The sequence below is a fragment of the Citrobacter sp. MGH100 genome (assembly GCF_001034465.1).
GTDB lineage: Bacteria > Pseudomonadota > Gammaproteobacteria > Enterobacterales > Enterobacteriaceae > Citrobacter > Citrobacter youngae.
The window spans coordinates 2024677-2040880 of record NZ_KQ089800.1 but is presented as its reverse complement, the minus strand read 5'-3'; the positions used below and the strand labels follow the sequence as shown (position 1 = coordinate 2040880).

Below are 16204 nucleotides of genomic sequence, written 5' to 3'. Positions count from 1 at the left end.
TTTGCAGCAAATACCCTCATATATCCTGTTGAAACACCTTTTTTGTGCAACTAATAGTTGTCTCCTGACGTCGCTTATAAGATCATGTTCCGTTATACGTTGTTTACGCTTTGAGGAATCCACGATGAGTGAGGCTGAAGCCCGCCCGAGTAACTTTATTCGTCAGATCATCGATGAAGATCTGGCCAGTGGTAAGCACACCACTATCCATACACGTTTTCCGCCGGAGCCAAATGGCTATCTGCACATTGGCCACGCGAAATCCATTTGTCTGAACTTTGGCATTGCGCAAGATTACCAGGGCCAGTGCAACCTGCGTTTTGATGATACGAACCCGGTTAAAGAAGATATCGAGTACGTTGAATCGATTAAAAACGACGTTGAATGGTTAGGTTTCCACTGGACTGGCGACATTCGCTACTCTTCGGATTACTTCGATCAGCTTCACGCCTATGCGGTAGAGCTTATTAATAAAGGCCTGGCGTACGTTGACGAACTGTCAGCGGAAGAAATTCGCGAATACCGTGGCACGTTGACTCAGCCGGGCAAAAACAGCCCGTACCGCGATCGTAGCGTTGAAGAAAACCTCGCGCTGTTTGAAAAAATGCGTACCGGTGGTTTTGAAGAAGGTAAAGCCTGCCTGCGTGCGAAAATCGATATGGCTTCGCCGTTTATCGTGATGCGCGATCCGGTGCTGTACCGTATTAAGTTCGCTGAACACCACCAGACCGGCAATAAGTGGTGCATCTACCCGATGTACGACTTTACCCACTGCATCAGCGATGCGCTGGAAGGCATCACGCATTCACTGTGTACGCTGGAGTTCCAGGATAACCGTCGTCTGTACGACTGGGTGCTGGACAACATCACCATTCCGGTTCATCCGCGTCAGTACGAATTCTCGCGCCTGAATCTGGAATACACCGTGATGTCCAAGCGCAAGCTGAACCTGCTTGTGACCGACAAGCACGTTGAAGGCTGGGACGATCCGCGTATGCCGACGATCTCTGGCCTGCGTCGTCGCGGTTACACCGCTGCCGCGATCCGTGAGTTCTGCAAACGCATTGGCGTGACCAAGCAGGACAACACTATTGAGATCGCTTCTCTGGAATCCTGTATCCGCGAAGATCTGAACGAAAACGCCCCGCGCGCGATGGCGGTTATCGATCCGGTGAAACTGGTTATCGAAAACTACCCGCAGGGCGAAAGCGAACTGGTCACCATGCCTAACCATCCGAGCAAGCCGGAAATGGGCAGCCGTGAAGTGCCGTTCAGCGGTGAAATCTGGATCGACAGGGCCGATTTCCGCGAAGAAGCGAACAAGCAGTACAAGCGTCTGGTGATGGGTAAAGAAGTCCGTCTGCGTAATGCTTACGTGATCAAAGCTGAGCGTGTCGAGAAAGATGCAGAAGGGAAGATCACCACCATTTTCTGCACCTACGATGCTGACACCCTGAGCAAAGATCCGGCCGATGGTCGTAAAGTTAAAGGCGTTATTCACTGGGTGAGCGCGTCCCATGCGCTACCGATTGAAATCCGTCTGTACGACCGTCTGTTTAGCGTGCCAAACCCGGGGGCAGCGGAAGACTTCCTGTCCGTTATTAACCCGGAATCGCTGGTTATTAAGCAGGGTTACGGTGAGCCTTCGCTACAGGCCGCTGTTGCTGGTAAAGCGTTCCAGTTCGAGCGTGAAGGGTATTTCTGCCTCGACAGCCGCTACGCAACAGCTGACAAATTGGTGTTTAACCGCACCGTGGGTCTGCGCGATACATGGGCTAAAGTAGGCGAATAAACCGTCGTTACGCATCATCTTTTCAAACGCCGCACTCTGCGGCGTTTTTTTTCGCCTGAAAATGGTTAGCAGACTCTATTTGCGCAGCGAAATAATTGTTATTCAGGAATGGTTTTTGCCGTTTATATTTTTCTAACAAAAACCTTGTTTTATCAGCCACTCTGGACTGAAACCGATTTTATCTTTATGGAAAACAAGCCTTTTTTCAATTTTTCAACGCTTTTTTAACTCCCAGTGAAAATGTAACAGAAAGCAATGAAATATGTGCGGTTGCTCATGTTCTTACATACTGGTTACAAAAAGAGATTGATAATTCGCGTCGCGAAAAATAGTCTATTCATTGTAGTCAATGAGGTTTTCTCAGCGCTACTTTTTTAATTTTTGCTTTTTCGCTGTCCGCTTTTATCGGCAGCATTTTTATGTCAAAGAGGATTAACATATGCGTACGTTTAGTGGCAAACGTAGTACGCTGGCGCTGGCTATCGCCGGTATCACAGCAATGTCGGGTTTTGTTGTCGCTCCCCAGGTTCACGCCGAAGGTTTTATTGATGACTCTACCTTAACTGGCGGCATCTATTACTGGCAGCGTGAACGTGACCGTAAAGATGTGACCGACCACGACAAATACAAAACCAACCTTTCTCACTCCACCTGGAACGCTAACCTCGACTTCCAGTCCGGTTATGCGGCCGATATGTTTGGTATTGATATCGCAGCATTCACTGCTATTGAAATGAACGAAAGTAGCGAAAGCGGCCATCCAAACGAAATCGCATTCTCTTCAAAAAATAAAGGCTATGACGAAGATTACTCCGGCGATAAGAGCGGGATTAGCCTGTATAAAGCGGCAGCCAAATTCAAATTTGGCCCAACCTGGGCGCGCGCTGGTTATATTCAGCCAACCGGGCAAACTCTGCTGGCACCACACTGGAGCTTTATGCCTGGTACCTATCAGGGTGCTGAAGCCGGTGCCAACTTCGATTATGGCGATGCGGGTGCGCTGAGCTTCTCCTATATGTGGGCCAACGAATATAAAGCACCGTGGCACACCGAAGTCGATAAATTCTATCAGGCCGATAAAAAGACCAAAGTTGATTACCTCCATTCAATCGGCGCAAAGTATGACTTCAAAAATAACCTGCTGTTGGAAGCAGCATTCGGTCAGTCTGAAGGCTACGTCGATCAGTATTTCGCCAAAGCCAGCTACAAATTTGATTTAGGCGGTAACCCGTTTACCACCAGCTACCAGTTCTACGGTGCCCGCGATAAGGTTGATGACCGCACAGTTAACGACATTTATGATGGCACGGCCTGGCTGCAGGCACTGACCTTCGGCTACAAAGTGGCAGAAGTCGTTGATCTGCGACTGGAAGGGACCTGGGTTAAAGCTGACGGGCAGCAGGGCTACTTCCTGCAGCGTATGACCCCGACCTATGCGTCTTCAAACGGTCGTCTGGACGTTTGGTGGGATAACCGCTCTGACTTCAACGCCAACGGTGAAAAGGCCGTGTTCTTCGGCGCGATGTATGACCTGAAAAACTGGAACCTGCCTGGCTGGGCAGTGGGCGCATCATACGTTTACGCGTGGGATGCTAAACCGGCTACCTGGCAGCTCAACCCGGATGCGTACTACGACAAAAATCGTACTATTGAAGAGTCGTCTTACAGCCTGGATGCGGTCTATACCCTGCAGGATGGCCGTGCGAAGGGCACTATGTTTAAACTGCACTTCACCCAGTACGACAACCATTCAGATATTCCGAGCTGGGGCGGTGGTTACGGTAACATCTTCCAGGATGAGCGTGACGTGAAATTCATCGTTATTGCTCCGTTCACCATCTTCTAATGCCGACAGAGGCAGGCCGCAAGCCTGCCGTTTTGTTGAGGAATGTGTTATGAAAAAGCTGATACTCATCGCCGTCATGGCATCAGGGCTGGTTGCCTGCGCGCAATCACCCGCGCCGAAAGAAGATAGCCGTCTTAAGGAAGCCTATAGCGCGTGTATCAATACCGCGCAGGGTTCGCCGGAGAAAATCGAAGCCTGCCAAAGTGTGTTGAATGTGCTGAAGAAAGAAAAACAGCACCAGCAGTTTGCGAATGAAGAAAGCGTGCGCGTACTGGATTACCAGCAGTGTATCCAGGCAACGCGTACGGGTAACGATCAATCCGTTAAGGCCGATTGTGATAAGGTCTGGCAGGAAATTCGCAGTAATAATACGGCGAAATAAAACGTGGTATGAACAAGAACGGGCGGAGAGATTTCTTCGCCCGTTTGCATTTTAGCGTCGTTTCTCAATTGCCCACTTGAGTAATGCCGCACAACGGTAAAATCCGTGGGCAAATTTTCCGTATGGGATGGTCAGAAATAGCGCCATCACGACACCAAGATGAATAGCAAGCAAAATAGCCATCCCTGAGGTATCTCTGCCTGCCAACAACGCTAAGCCCGTCAGACTCGTCAGTAGCAGCAACAGGATAAAACCGCGATCCATCGGTTTTTGCCGTGCGTCGCCATGTAGCGGTGAGCGCTTAAGGTTCAGCCATAACAAACCCGCTGGGCCGACAACCAGGCCAATGCCGCCTAATGTGCCCAGCATGACCGGAACGCTGAGGAACGGATAGGGCGCTTCTATGTCGGCAAAGTAGTGATAGCCCGTTGCCACCACGGTGGCGGCAAAGCAGAGCAGAAAACCGTAGAAGGTGAAGTGATGGAAACGGCGGCGCATCAGGGTGAAGGCATCATCTGCTTCGTTACACCCTTTGCCGTGCCCGCCATCGAGATATTTCAGCGTCAGCGCATTATGAGAGGCTTCAGCAATGTCAGAGGAACGCGGCATCCCCGGAGAAATCTCCCGCCAGAAGCGGATAACGCCCGCCATCAGCAGACCCATCGCCAGAATAAAGACTGAACCAAACATCCATGCCAGCAGGTTATGCGGGAAAATTTGGTAGAAATCTCCGGCCAGCGGGGGATGGAGTAACGTGCCTGTTAAACCTATAGCGAGGAGTAAAAACAGGATCAGACCGAAAACCAGCGACAGCGTCACGGTGACGCCTGCGCGACGATAAAGCGCGCCAAAGGCGGCGGGTTGCGTGTAGTGCTGATAGGTTTCCAGCCTTACTTCTGCCATTGCTTTCGGCACATTGATAGCAAATTCATGGGGCGGTGCGTATTGACACGCGTGCAGGCAGGCGCCGCAGTTATGGCACAAGTTGGCCAGATAGTTGATATCCGCTTTACCGAATTCCAGACGCTGAGTCATCGCCGGGAACACGGCGCAAAAACCCTCGCAATAGCGGCAGGCATTGCAGACTTGCATAACTCGTTCAACTTCCGCTTCCGGCTCGGTAAGCATTTTCGCTTCGATAATTAATTTCTCAAGCGGTTTCATGATGTGCCTCCTCACGTGCTGCCAGAGCGGCTTCTTTTCCGGCAATACGGCCAAAGGTGGTCCCAATCGACATGCCCACGCCTGCGGTGTAGCCCTTGCCCAGCACGTTGCCCGCCATCATCTCCCCGGCGACGAACAGATTGCGACTTGGACGCCCGGCAAAATGCACTGCGGCGTGTTCATTCACCTTTAACCCCAGGTAGGTGAAGGTGATCCCCGGACGTAAGGCATAGCCATAGTAAGGTGGCGTATCCAGTGGTCGCGCCCAATGTGTTTTTGCCGGTGTCAGATTTTGTGTTGCACAGTTATCAAGAGTGGTGTGGTCAAAGTGGCCTGGCAGGCAGGCGCTGTTGTACTGCATGACAGTATGGGTAAAGCGCTCAGTATCCAGTCCTAACTGACGTGCCAGCTCTGCTAACGTAGTGGCCTGTGCGCCAGGAAAAACCGGGGGCATGAAGTGACCGATGGCTTTACTGTCGATAATGGAGTAACCAATTTGCCCGGGCTGGTGGGCGACCAGACGTCCCCAGATGGCATAACGTTTGGGCCAGAAATCCTCGCCTTCATCATAAAATCGTTCTGCATCGCGGTTCACTACGATGCCAAGCGAAACACAGTCCACGCGGGTGCAAATCCCGCCGTCATATAAGGGGGCCCGGGCATCAATCGCCACGCAGTGTGACTGGGAGGGGTCGCCGATGATGTCCGCGCCGGCATCGATCATAAATTTGAGCAGTACGCCCTGATTAAAGCGCGTGCCGCGAATGAGGAAGTTATCCGCAGGCCATTCACCGCGGGCGTTCTCACCCCAGGCTTCTCTCAGCCATTCGCGGTTAGATTCAAACCCGCCAGCGGCAAGCACGCAGGTCTTTGCCGGAATGCGCTCTGCACCAGCCAGCGCCGCCACGAACTCGCCGTTGTGCAGTTCAAGCGCCTGCACCGGTGTGTTATAGCGGATTTGCACGCCTAACTTTTCTGCGCTGCGATAATAGGCATTCACCAGGGCTTTCCCACCGCCCATAAAAAAGGCATTGGTTCGCGCCACGTGCAAAGCGCCAGAAAGTGGAGGTTGAAAGTTAACGCCGTGCTGGCGCATCCAGTCGCGACACTGTGATGAGGTACGGATCACCAGCCGTGCCAGGACCTCGTTGGTATTACCTTCTGTTACACGCCAGAGGTCCTGCCAGAATTCCTCTTCTGGATAGCTCTCCACCAGTACATCCTGTGGCGCATCATGCATACAGCGTAAATTACGCGTGTGTTGGGAGTTTCCTCCGCGCCATTCACGCGGGGCTGCCTCAAGCAACAGTACCGAAGCGCCTTGCTCCCGGGCGGTTAAGGCGGCACATAGTGCAGCATTGCCGCCGCCAATCACCAGAACATCAACCATCGCATACTCCATTACCACTTAACCAATTGTTAAGTTTGTAATTAAAATGTATACGAGTAAGTTGTGTGGACGCTATGACGTGATGCTAAACAGCCCTTTAATTATTGTAAAGGATCGCACCTGGCCAGTGTCCAGATTCCACCAGTTGATGCATCACTTTGGCTAGTACCACACGGGCAGCGAGACCTGCTGGGGTGAGTTCATCGTCAGAAAGGCTGACCAAAAAGTTGGGGCGGCTAAGTATGGGATTATGGATGCCAATCACTCTTAATGTCTCTTTATCGAGATGGGAAATTGCCGCACCGGGCTGAAGTGTTGCACCGATTCCGCTGCGAACGGCGTGCATCAGTAGCGTCAGGCCGTCAATTTCTGTCGCGATCTCAATGTTCAGCGCATGCTCCTGGCTGATAGCATCCAGTCTGCCGCGCAGACCATGTCCTGGGCTTGGCATTATCAATGGAATACGTGCCAATTGGGCTGGAGCAATATTGTCATCGGTAATATCAGCCAGTAGGGCATGAGTACCAATTAAAAATAGCCGTTCTTCGAGAATCGGTCTGGCGCTCCAGCGCAGGATCTTTTCTTTTTGAAATACCACCGCCAGATCAATCTGGCGGGTATTAATCATTCGTTCCAGGTTACCAGAGAGGCTTTCCACCACATGCAGGCGGACATCACTATAGCTTTCCCGCATGGCGTTGATGAAAGGCATCCCAAGAACGGAAGCAGTACTGGGGGCCATGCCGACGCTGACGTGCCCGGAAAGTCTGGCCTCCCGTGCGGCGAGGATCGCATCGTCTGCGTGACGGAGCGCCAGCTGTGCCTGGGCGTAAAATGCCAGTCCAGCGCTGGTGGGCGTCACGCCACGCGAGGTACGTTGCAGCAGACGTATGGCGAGTTCGTTTTCCAGGCGGGTCATTTGCTGGCTGAGCGCCGAAACACCGATACTGAGGTCGAGCGCCGCGCTACCCATGCTGCCGGTTTCTACAATGCGCACAAAATAACGTAGCTGGCGAAGTTCCATTTCGACTCTCCGGAAGGGACAATTGATTTTTACATTAAAGCAACACAAGAGTGGAGGGAAGGGGAAACACGCTGATAACGCGCATAAAAAAAGCCAACCGGATGGTTGGCTTTTCAGAGAGCATTACATTACTTGCCGTCGTGCGCGTGCTCATCTTCGCGGCAATCGCCTTCAGCGCAGTGACCGTACAGATAGAGGCTATGGTTAGTTAAACGAATGCCATGTTTAGCCGCAATCTCACGTTGACGCGCTTCGATGGAGTCATCGCTGAACTCGACCACTTTGCCGCAGTCAAGGCAAATCAGGTGATCGTGATGATGCTGTTGAGTCAGTTCGAAGACGGATTTACCACCTTCAAAATTATGGCGGGTCACGATACCGGCATCATCAAACTGGTTCAGCACGCGATACACGGTCGCCAGACCAATTTCTTCACCCATGTCGATCAGGCGTTTGTATAAGTCTTCCGCACTGACGTGATGGTTATCCGGTTCCTGAAGAACTTCCAGAATCTTTAAACGAGGAAGCGTTACTTTCAGGCCAGCCTTCTTTAATGCGGTATTGTTGTCAGTCATGCGGAATCTGTCCTGTAGCTAAACGGTTCACTTCATTAACAGAAGTGACAGAAATTGCACTTGAGATAATGCGTATCATTATAGAACTGCCATGCCTAAATGAAAACTGCAAGTCTCTGGCAAATATTGTTAATCAAAACGTGGTATCACCAACAAACACACTGTGCAATACCCGATTGGCATCCAGCCATTGTACAGGGTCAGGCGAAAAAGTTACAAATTTGTAGCAATTATTTTGATTGGTTTTATCTATTGATGCGGCGCAGATGAATATCTACGCCGCACGAAATCAGGCATTGATGATTTCGTCGAGGTGCAGCTCTTCAGAGATCTGCTTAACCCATTTTTCTACGCGTTCAGCGGTCAGTTCCGGCTGGCGATCTTCATCGATAGCCAGACCGACAAAGTGGTCGTCATCTGCCAGACCTTTAGACGCTTCAAAATGGTAACCCGCCGTTGGCCAGTGGCCGACGATGGTGGCGCCGCGCGGCTCAATGATGTCACGGATGGTGCCTAACGCATCACAGAAATATTCTGCGTAATCTTCCTGGTCGCCACAGCCGAACAATGCCACCAGTTTACCGTTAAAATCAATGTCTTCGAGAGTAGGGAAGAAGTCGTCCCAGTCGCACTGCGCTTCACCGTAGTACCAGGTTGGGATGCCGAGCAGCAGAATGTCATACCCTTCCAGGTCTTCTTTGCTGCTTTTTGCAATGTCATGTACATCGGCAACGTCTTTACCAAGCTGTTTTTGAATCATTTTTGCGATATTTTCGGTATTACCGGTGTCGCTGCCGAAAAAGATGCCAGTGATTGCCATGAGTAAAATAACCTCTTGAAACTTATTGAAATGGTGGTGGCGCATTGCCCACGGATAAGGGCAATCATAGCAGAACAGTCAGGCATGCGGAAACAGCAAACACGCAGGACTGCACTCTGTGCTACACGATTTATGATTTAGAGCAGAAATTCAGACTAAGCCTGACCGCGCAATGCGGTGAGTTGGTTCATCAGCATCTCTTCGATGAGTTCACTGCGACTCATGTTGCGTGCCTCGGCCAGCTCGTTCAGAGCGTCAACGGCATCGGCGTTCAGTTTCAGTTCGACACGCTTAAGCCCGCGAACTTTGTCGCGTTTAAGCTGATTACGTTTGTTAATACGTAACTGTTCATCACGCGAGAGCGGATTAGTTTTGGGTCGTCCCGGGCGACGCTCCTGCGCGAACAGATCTAATGTCGTACGGTCCGTTTGTTCTTTGGCCATGATCTTGGTGACTTCGGGGAAACAATCAGCCAGGCGTCCGCCCGGATGGATAGCGCGCCATAATACATCAGCAGGGGAGGCGCGCCAACGCCCACGCGCGTAATCACGCGCGGACGCTGAGTTTTTAATCAGTTAACCTGCTCGCTCAGATAACGACGGATGGCGCGCAGCACCGCATCGGGTTTTTCCGCATGTACCCAATGGCCTGCGCCGGCAATAACGTGTGCGCGGGCCTGCGGGAATTGCGCCAGCAGCTGTTCGCGATACGCTTCGGTCACATAAGGTGAATTACCGCCGGGGATAAACAGCGCCGGGTGTTCCCACGCCGGAATGGTCTCCCAACCGACGATATGCGGATATTGATCCCACAATACGGGAACGTTAAAGCGCCACTCGCCGTCAACAAAGGATTTCAGCAGAAACTGGATAACACCTTCCTCTTGCAGGTGCTGGCGCATGACGCTTGCCGCCTGCTGGCGTGAGGACGCTTGTGCATCGGTTACGGCATTGATTGCCGCAAAAATCTCATCGTGGCGGCGAACATGGTAGTCAACGGGAGCAATGTCGATGGCGACAAGACGTTCGATACGTTCCGGAGCCAGCGCAGTCAGCGCCATGACGGCTTTACCGCCCATCGAGTGGCCAATAAAGATCGCTTTTTCGATCTGCCTGGCGTCCAGCGTATCCAGCAGATCTTGCGCCATAGCCGGATAATTCATCTCAGGCGAACGGGGCGAGAGGCCATGGTTTCGCATATCGACCTGGATGATGTCGTGGTCGGCTACTAGATCGCGTGCCAGGATCCCGAGGTTATCCAGACTGCCAAACAGGCCGTGAACCAGGACGATGGGAGAATTATTGTGCAGGTTTTGCGCAGATTGCGCTCGGATATTCAATTTCATGGCAAAGTTCTTTTTTTCACACTCACGGGTTAGGGTATCATGTTGACCATTCTGCCACATGGCTGCAACAACTACGGTTACTCTGAGTTTTGCTGGCCACCAGGCTTGACGCTATCCGCTGTTGGGATCTGCCTTTACACTACGTGTGTTTACCCCGACAACTTGTATTCAGCTAAACACTGCACTGGATTAAGATGAAAACGATTGAAGTTGATGATGAACTCTATAGCTATATTGCCAGCCACACCAAGCATATTGGCGAGAGCGCATCCGACATTTTACGGCGTATGTTGAAATTTTCCGCCGCATCACAGCCTGTCACTCCGATAGTCAAAGAAGTCCGCGCTGTGCAACCTGTCGTGGAAGCCAAGCCGGTTAACCCCGTAAAAGATAAAGTGCGCGCGATGCGTGAACTGCTGCTGTCCGACGAATACGCGGAACAGAAGAAAGCAGTAAATCGCTTTATGCTGGTGCTGTCTACACTCTATTCACTGGATCAAAACGCGTTCGCCGAAGCAACGGAATCGTTGCATGGCCGTACGCGCGTTTATTTTGCAGCTGATGAACAGACGCTGCTGAAAAATGGTAATCAAACCAAACCGAAACACGTGCCAGGCACGCCGTACTGGGTGATCACCAACACTAATACCGGCCGTAAATGCAGCATGGTTGAACACATCATGCAGTCAATGCAATTCCCTGCGGAATTGATTGAAAAGGTTTGCGGAACAATTTAATCCTTGCATTAGAAGGACCAGGCAATGGCAATCCACAATCGTGCAGGTCAACCTGCGCAACAGAGTGATTTGATTAACGTCGCCCAACTGACGGCACAGTACTATGTACTGAAACCAACGGCAGGGAACGCTGAGCACGCTGTTAAGTTCGGTACGTCCGGACATCGCGGCAGTGCAGGTCGTCATAGTTTTAACGAGTCGCATATTCTGGCTATCGCCCAGGCGATTGCTGAAGAACGTGCGAAAAACGGGATTACTGGCCCGTGCTATGTGGGCAAGGATACCCACGCGCTGTCTGAACCGGCTTTTATCTCTGTACTGGAAGTGCTGGCGGCGAACGGCGTTGACGTCATCGTGCAGGAAAATAACGGCTTTACGCCAACCCCTGCTGTATCGAACGCTATCCTGGTCCATAACAAAAAAGGCGGCCCGCTGGCTGACGGCATTGTGATCACGCCGTCCCATAACCCACCAGAAGACGGCGGAATTAAATACAACCCGCCAAACGGTGGCCCGGCAGATACCAACGTCACCAAAGTCGTAGAAGACAGGGCTAATGCACTGTTGGCTGATGGTCTGAAAGGCGTGAAGCGTATTCCGCTGGATGCTGCGCTGGCGTCCGGTCATGTTAAAGAACAAGACCTGGTTCAACCCTTCGTGGAAGGGCTGGCAGATATCGTCGATATGGCGGCAATCCAGAAAGCGGGTCTGACGCTGGGCGTTGATCCACTGGGTGGTTCCGGTATCGAATACTGGAAACGTATCGCTCAGCACTACAACCTGAATCTGACCCTCGTTAACGATCAGGTCGACCAGACTTTCCGCTTTATGCATCTCGATAAAGACGGCGCCATTCGTATGGACTGTTCCTCCGAGTGCGCGATGGCCGGTCTGCTGGCGCTGCGTGACAAATTCGATTTGGCATTTGCCAATGACCCGGACTATGACCGCCACGGTATCGTAACACCGACTGGACTGATGAATCCGAACCACTATCTGGCGGTAGCGATCAACTACCTGTTCCAGCATCGTCCGCAGTGGGGCAAAGACGTTGCCGTCGGTAAGACGCTGGTGTCATCGGCGATGATTGACCGTGTAGTGAATGATTTAGGGCGTAAACTGGTCGAAGTGCCGGTTGGCTTTAAATGGTTTGTTGACGGTCTGTTTGACGGCAGCTTTGGCTTTGGTGGTGAAGAGAGCGCGGGGGCATCTTTCCTGCGTTTCGACGGTACACCGTGGTCAACCGACAAAGATGGCATCATCATGTGCCTGCTGGCAGCGGAAATTACGGCAGTGACAGGCAAGAACCCGCAAGAGCATTACAACGAACTGGCGGCGCGCTTTGGCGCACCGAGCTATAACCGAATTCAGGCTGGGGCCACCTCCGCGCAGAAAGCGGCGTTGTCTAAGCTCTCTCCGGAAATGGTGAGCGCCAGCACGCTGGCGGGCGACCCGATCACTGCGCGTCTGACGGCAGCGCCAGGCAACGGCGCATCGATTGGCGGCCTGAAGGTGATGACCGATAACGGCTGGTTTGCTGCGCGTCCTTCTGGTACCGAAGATGCTTACAAGATCTACTGCGAAAGCTTCCTCGGTGAGGAACACCGCAAGCAGATCGAGAAAGAAGCGGTCGAGATTGTCAGCGAAGTGTTGAAAAACGCATAAATCACCTGCCGGATAAGACGCTAGCGTCGTCATCCGGTATGAATGATGAAAAAGCCGGATAGCGTATCAGCTGATCCGGCTTTTTTATTCAGTGCATATTCACGGCATAAACCGATAACCAATCCCGGTTTCGGTCAGAAAATGACGCGGGCGGGCCGGGTCCAGTTCCAGCTTCTGGCGCAGGTGTCCCATATAAATACGCAGATAGTGACTGTGTTCGACGGCGTTTGGTCCCCAAACCTGATTCAATAACTGACGTTGCGTCAGCACCTTCCCGGCGTTATTCAGCAATACCGCTAACAGGCGAAACTCAATCGGCGTCAAATGAATTTCTTCGTCACCCCGGTGTACGAGGCGGGCGGCGATATCCACTTTAACATTAGAAAAATGCACGACCGGTTCGGGAGACGTCCCGCTGGCGTGGCGACGCAATGCCACACGCAATCGCGCCTGCAGCTCGCCAATACCAAAAGGTTTGCTGAGATAGTCATCGGCTCCGGCATCCAGCGCGGCGATTTTATCGCTTTCCTCACTGCGGGCTGAAAGCACAATCACCGGGATCGCGCTCCATTGACGCAGGTCGCGAATAAAATCAATGCCGTCGCCATCCGGCAGGCCGAGATCGAGAATGATGAGATCGGGTTTTCGCGTGGCGGCTTCCAGCAGACCACGTTGCAGCGTTTCCGCTTCAAATACACGTAGCCCATCGGCCTCCAGCGCGGTGCGTAGAAAGCGGCGAATGGCCTGTTCATCTTCAACAATCAGTACGTTCGTCACATATCCTCATGAAAATCTTCAAGTTCAGGGGGAATTTCCTGGGGCAGTGTAACACGAAAACATGCTCCTCCCTGCGCGCGATTGTGGACAGAAATAGTCCCGCCATGCACGTCTACAATGGCCTGACAAATTGCCAGCCCCAGCCCAACGCCTGGCACCGATGACTCTTTATTTCCCCGGGAGAATTTGTCAAAAACGCGCTGTTCCATACCCGATGGAACACCCGGCCCATTATCCCAGACGTCCAGTTGCAGGTGTTCGCCATCAACGCTGGCATCAATACCGATCTGCGCCTGTGGGCCCGCGTATTTGACGGCATTTTCCAGCAGATTAATCAGCACCCGTTCAAAGAGCGGGCCATCGACGTGAATCAATGTCAACGGTTCTGGTAACGACAGATTTATCGGGGCAGAGAGACCTGGCTCCAGCATCTGCAGGGCGCTGCCGACCACCTCTTCCAGCGTTAACCACTCCTTCTTAAGATTAAAGCCGCCAGACTGTATTCGCGCCATATCCAGCAGGTTATTAACCAGTCGGGTCGTATTCAGGACGTGCTGGCGAATTTCGCTGGCCTGACGCGCATGCGGCGATCCTTCGCTTGCCAGATCCAGCGTTAAGATTTCTGCCTGGCCGAACAACACCGTCAGCGGTGTGCGTAAATCGTGGGAAAGGGCGGCGAGCAGGGCGTTGCGAATACTTTCGCGCTCGCTGGCAAATCGGGCCTGCTCTTCGCTGGCGGTTAGCGTCAGGCGTTCCAGCGCACTGGCGACCAGTAAAGTGAAGGTTTCCAGCAGGCGTTGCTGTTCGGGGATCATCAACTGGCGTAAATTTCCCGGTTCCACGACCAGCAGCCCATGCGTTTTGTCGGCGCTTTTTAACGGTAAAATTTGATACGGCACGCCGGGTAAGGTGTCAGTGCCTGCGCCGGCGGGTTGCCCTTTATCAAAGCTCCATTGGGCAATAGCGTCATCCCAGGGCGTCATGCCCTGTTGATGGGTGAGAGGGGCCAGCTTACCGTTCTCGCCGGGTAGTAAAACCTGGCTGCGGGCCTGAAACGTTGAAGCGATAAACTGTTCGCTGGTGGCGGCGATATCCTGTTGGCTGCGCCCTACAGCCAGTGCTTTCGACATCTCATACAAATGACGCGTACGCTGTTCACGATAACGTGCAACCCGGGCCTGATAACGCACCCCGGCGGTCAGATTGCCGATAACCAGACCTACCGTTAGCATCACGGCAAAGGTAAGCAGGTACTGGACGTCGGAAACGGCAAGCGTGCCGCGTGGCGCAATAAAGAAGAGATCAAAGCTGGCGACGTTGATAAACGTCGCCACCACCGACGGCCAGCGCCCGTAGAACAGGGCGATCACCACCACGCCCAGTAGATAGAGCATCACCAGGTTGGCTGCGTCAAATGCAACCAACCACTGCATGGCAATCAATGTCGTAACAGCACACAATGCAGCAGCGACCACACAACCCTGGATTTGTACCCGCCATTTATCCTTAAAGGTGCGGTTATCTGCGGTTTGCAGCACAGGGCGTGCAGGGGGCTCATCGAGGGCTACAATCATCAGATCGAGATCCGGTGCGCGATGGGCCAGCTTGTCAGCAAAGGAGTCGCTGCGCCACCAGCGACGCGTAGTTGGACGCCCGAGGACAATTTTCCCCAGATTATGCTCACGGGCATAGCGGATCACCGCTTTATCTTCGGCAGGGTCGGAGAGAGTGGCCGTTTCAGCCCCCAGTTCCTGTGCCAGTCGCAGCGCGCTTAAGATTGCCCGCCGCCGTTTTTCGGGTAGCCGGTGTAGCGCAGGTGTTTCAACATATACCGCATGCCAGACGCTACCCAGACGCGCCGCCAGGCGTGCAGCCGCTCGCACCAGTTTCTCGCTGCCGGTGTTGTGTCCAATACACAGTAAAATGGCATCGCGGGTATGCCAGACTTTTTCTTCTCCCGGACGCCCCCGCCAGGCACGCATCTGATCGTCCACCCGATCGGCGGTGCGTCGCAGAGCCAGTTCGCGCAGCGCTATCAAATTACCTTTGCGGAAGAAATGCTCGATTGCACGCTCTGCCTGACCGGCAATATAGACCTTGCCTTCGTTCAGGCGCTGACGCAAATCGTCGGGAGGGAGATCGACCAGTACCACGTCGTCAGCGGCATCGAAAAACGGGTCAGGAACGGTTTCGCGTACCTGAATACCGGTGACGCCGCTGACCACATCATTCAGGCTTTCCAGGTGCTGAACGTTAACGGTGGTAAAAACATCAATCCCGGCTTCCAGCAGTTCTTCAATATCCTGCCAGCGGCGGGGGTGGCGTGAGCCTGGCGCATTGCTGTGCGCCAGTTCGTCCATCAAAATCAGCGCCGGGCGGCGGGCGAGGGCGGCATCAAGATCGAACTCGCTGATATGCCGCCCACGGTGTGCCTGACGTTTCAACGGCAGCACGGTGAGACCGTCAAGCAGTGCGGCGGTCTCCTTGCGCCCGTGGGTTTCCACCACGCCAATCAGCACATCCAACCCCTGCGACCGCAGTCGCTGGGCCTCCGCCAGCATGGCCCAGGTTTTCCCCACGCCCGCACAGGCGCCGAAGAAAATTTTCAGTTTTCCCCGGTGCGGCGCGGTGGTCTGCTCCAGCAGGCGATCGGGGTTAGGACGTAGGGGTTCGCTATGCATGTCCTT

15 protein-coding genes are annotated in these 16204 nt (G+C 53.0%); 5 read left to right on the top strand and 10 right to left on the bottom strand.

Features of this window, described 5'->3' with window-relative positions:
* Positions 1–124: 124 nt before the first annotated feature.
* From glnS to chiQ, 3 genes are all read left to right on the top strand, one after another.
* Positions 125–1792: a glutamine--tRNA ligase gene (gene glnS / locus SK32_RS09605; protein WP_048212280.1), complete on the top strand. Its 1668-nt coding sequence runs from the start codon at positions 125–127 to the stop codon at positions 1790–1792.
* A gap of 439 nt (positions 1793–2231) precedes the next feature.
* On the top strand, positions 2232–3638 hold the full coding sequence (chiP, locus tag SK32_RS09600) for a chitoporin ChiP (RefSeq protein WP_048212279.1): 1407 nt from the start codon (positions 2232–2234) through the stop codon (positions 3636–3638).
* A gap of 49 nt (positions 3639–3687) precedes the next feature.
* Positions 3688–4020, top strand: coding sequence for a ChiQ/YbfN family lipoprotein (gene chiQ / locus SK32_RS09595; RefSeq protein WP_005121405.1), 333 nt, complete (start codon positions 3688–3690; stop codon positions 4018–4020).
* A gap of 51 nt (positions 4021–4071) precedes the next feature.
* Here chiQ and tcuB read toward each other — a convergent pair whose 3' ends face one another.
* From tcuB to ybfF, 8 genes are all read right to left on the bottom strand, one after another.
* Positions 4072–5184 (bottom strand): tricarballylate utilization 4Fe-4S protein TcuB, encoded by a 1113-nt coding sequence (gene tcuB / locus SK32_RS09590; protein ID WP_048212278.1) that lies wholly within the window; start codon positions 5182–5184, stop codon positions 4072–4074.
* Positions 5171–6574: an FAD-dependent tricarballylate dehydrogenase TcuA gene (gene tcuA / locus SK32_RS09585; protein ID WP_048212277.1), complete on the bottom strand. Its 1404-nt coding sequence runs from the start codon at positions 6572–6574 to the stop codon at positions 5171–5173. The genes tcuB and tcuA overlap by 14 nt, the downstream gene beginning before the upstream one ends.
* 97 nt (positions 6575–6671) lie before the next feature.
* Positions 6672–7598: a tricarballylate utilization LysR family transcriptional regulator TcuR gene (tcuR, locus tag SK32_RS09580; protein ID WP_048212276.1), complete on the bottom strand. Its 927-nt coding sequence runs from the start codon at positions 7596–7598 to the stop codon at positions 6672–6674.
* Between the two features lie 128 nt (positions 7599–7726).
* Entirely contained in the window at positions 7727–8173 is a 447-nt protein-coding gene (fur, locus tag SK32_RS09575; RefSeq protein ID WP_003022836.1) for a ferric iron uptake transcriptional regulator, read from the bottom strand.
* Entirely contained in the window at positions 8166–8252 is an 87-nt protein-coding gene (locus SK32_RS26025) for a ryhB-regulated fur leader peptide (RefSeq protein ID WP_100247215.1), read from the bottom strand. Before SK32_RS26025 ends, fur begins: the two co-directional genes overlap by 8 nt.
* Positions 8253–8462: 210 nt before the next feature.
* Positions 8463–8993 carry a flavodoxin FldA gene (fldA, locus tag SK32_RS09570; protein WP_003022839.1) on the bottom strand — a complete coding sequence of 177 codons (531 nt, stop codon included), beginning with the start codon at positions 8991–8993 and terminating at the stop codon, positions 8463–8465.
* A gap of 155 nt (positions 8994–9148) precedes the next feature.
* Positions 9149–9436, bottom strand: coding sequence for a LexA regulated protein (ybfE, locus tag SK32_RS09565; protein WP_005121400.1), 288 nt, complete (start codon positions 9434–9436; stop codon positions 9149–9151).
* Between the two features lie 128 nt (positions 9437–9564).
* Positions 9565–10338: an esterase gene (gene ybfF / locus SK32_RS09560; protein WP_086523622.1), complete on the bottom strand. Its 774-nt coding sequence runs from the start codon at positions 10336–10338 to the stop codon at positions 9565–9567.
* A gap of 194 nt (positions 10339–10532) precedes the next feature.
* On the opposite strand from ybfF, the gene seqA reads away from it, so the two are divergent.
* Together seqA and pgm are read left to right on the top strand one after the other, a co-directional pair.
* The gene (seqA, locus tag SK32_RS26020; RefSeq protein WP_003022848.1) at positions 10533–11075 is read left to right on the top strand and encodes a replication initiation negative regulator SeqA; all 543 of its coding nucleotides are present in this window, start codon (positions 10533–10535) and stop codon (positions 11073–11075) included.
* Positions 11076–11099: 24 nt separating this feature from the next.
* Positions 11100–12740, top strand: a complete 1641-nt coding sequence (pgm, locus tag SK32_RS09550) for a phosphoglucomutase (alpha-D-glucose-1,6-bisphosphate-dependent) (protein WP_048212274.1) — start codon at positions 11100–11102, stop codon at positions 12738–12740.
* 99 nt (positions 12741–12839) lie between these two features.
* On the opposite strand, the gene kdpE is transcribed toward pgm, so the two are convergent.
* Together kdpE and kdpD are read right to left on the bottom strand one after the other, a co-directional pair.
* On the bottom strand, positions 12840–13517 hold the full coding sequence (kdpE, locus tag SK32_RS09545; protein WP_005121396.1) for a two-component system response regulator KdpE: 678 nt from the start codon (positions 13515–13517) through the stop codon (positions 12840–12842).
* On the bottom strand, positions 13514–16198 hold the full coding sequence (kdpD, locus tag SK32_RS09540; protein WP_048212273.1) for a two-component system sensor histidine kinase KdpD: 2685 nt from the start codon (positions 16196–16198) through the stop codon (positions 13514–13516). The genes kdpE and kdpD overlap by 4 nt, the downstream gene beginning before the upstream one ends.
* Between the last annotated feature and the right edge of the window lie 6 nt (positions 16199–16204).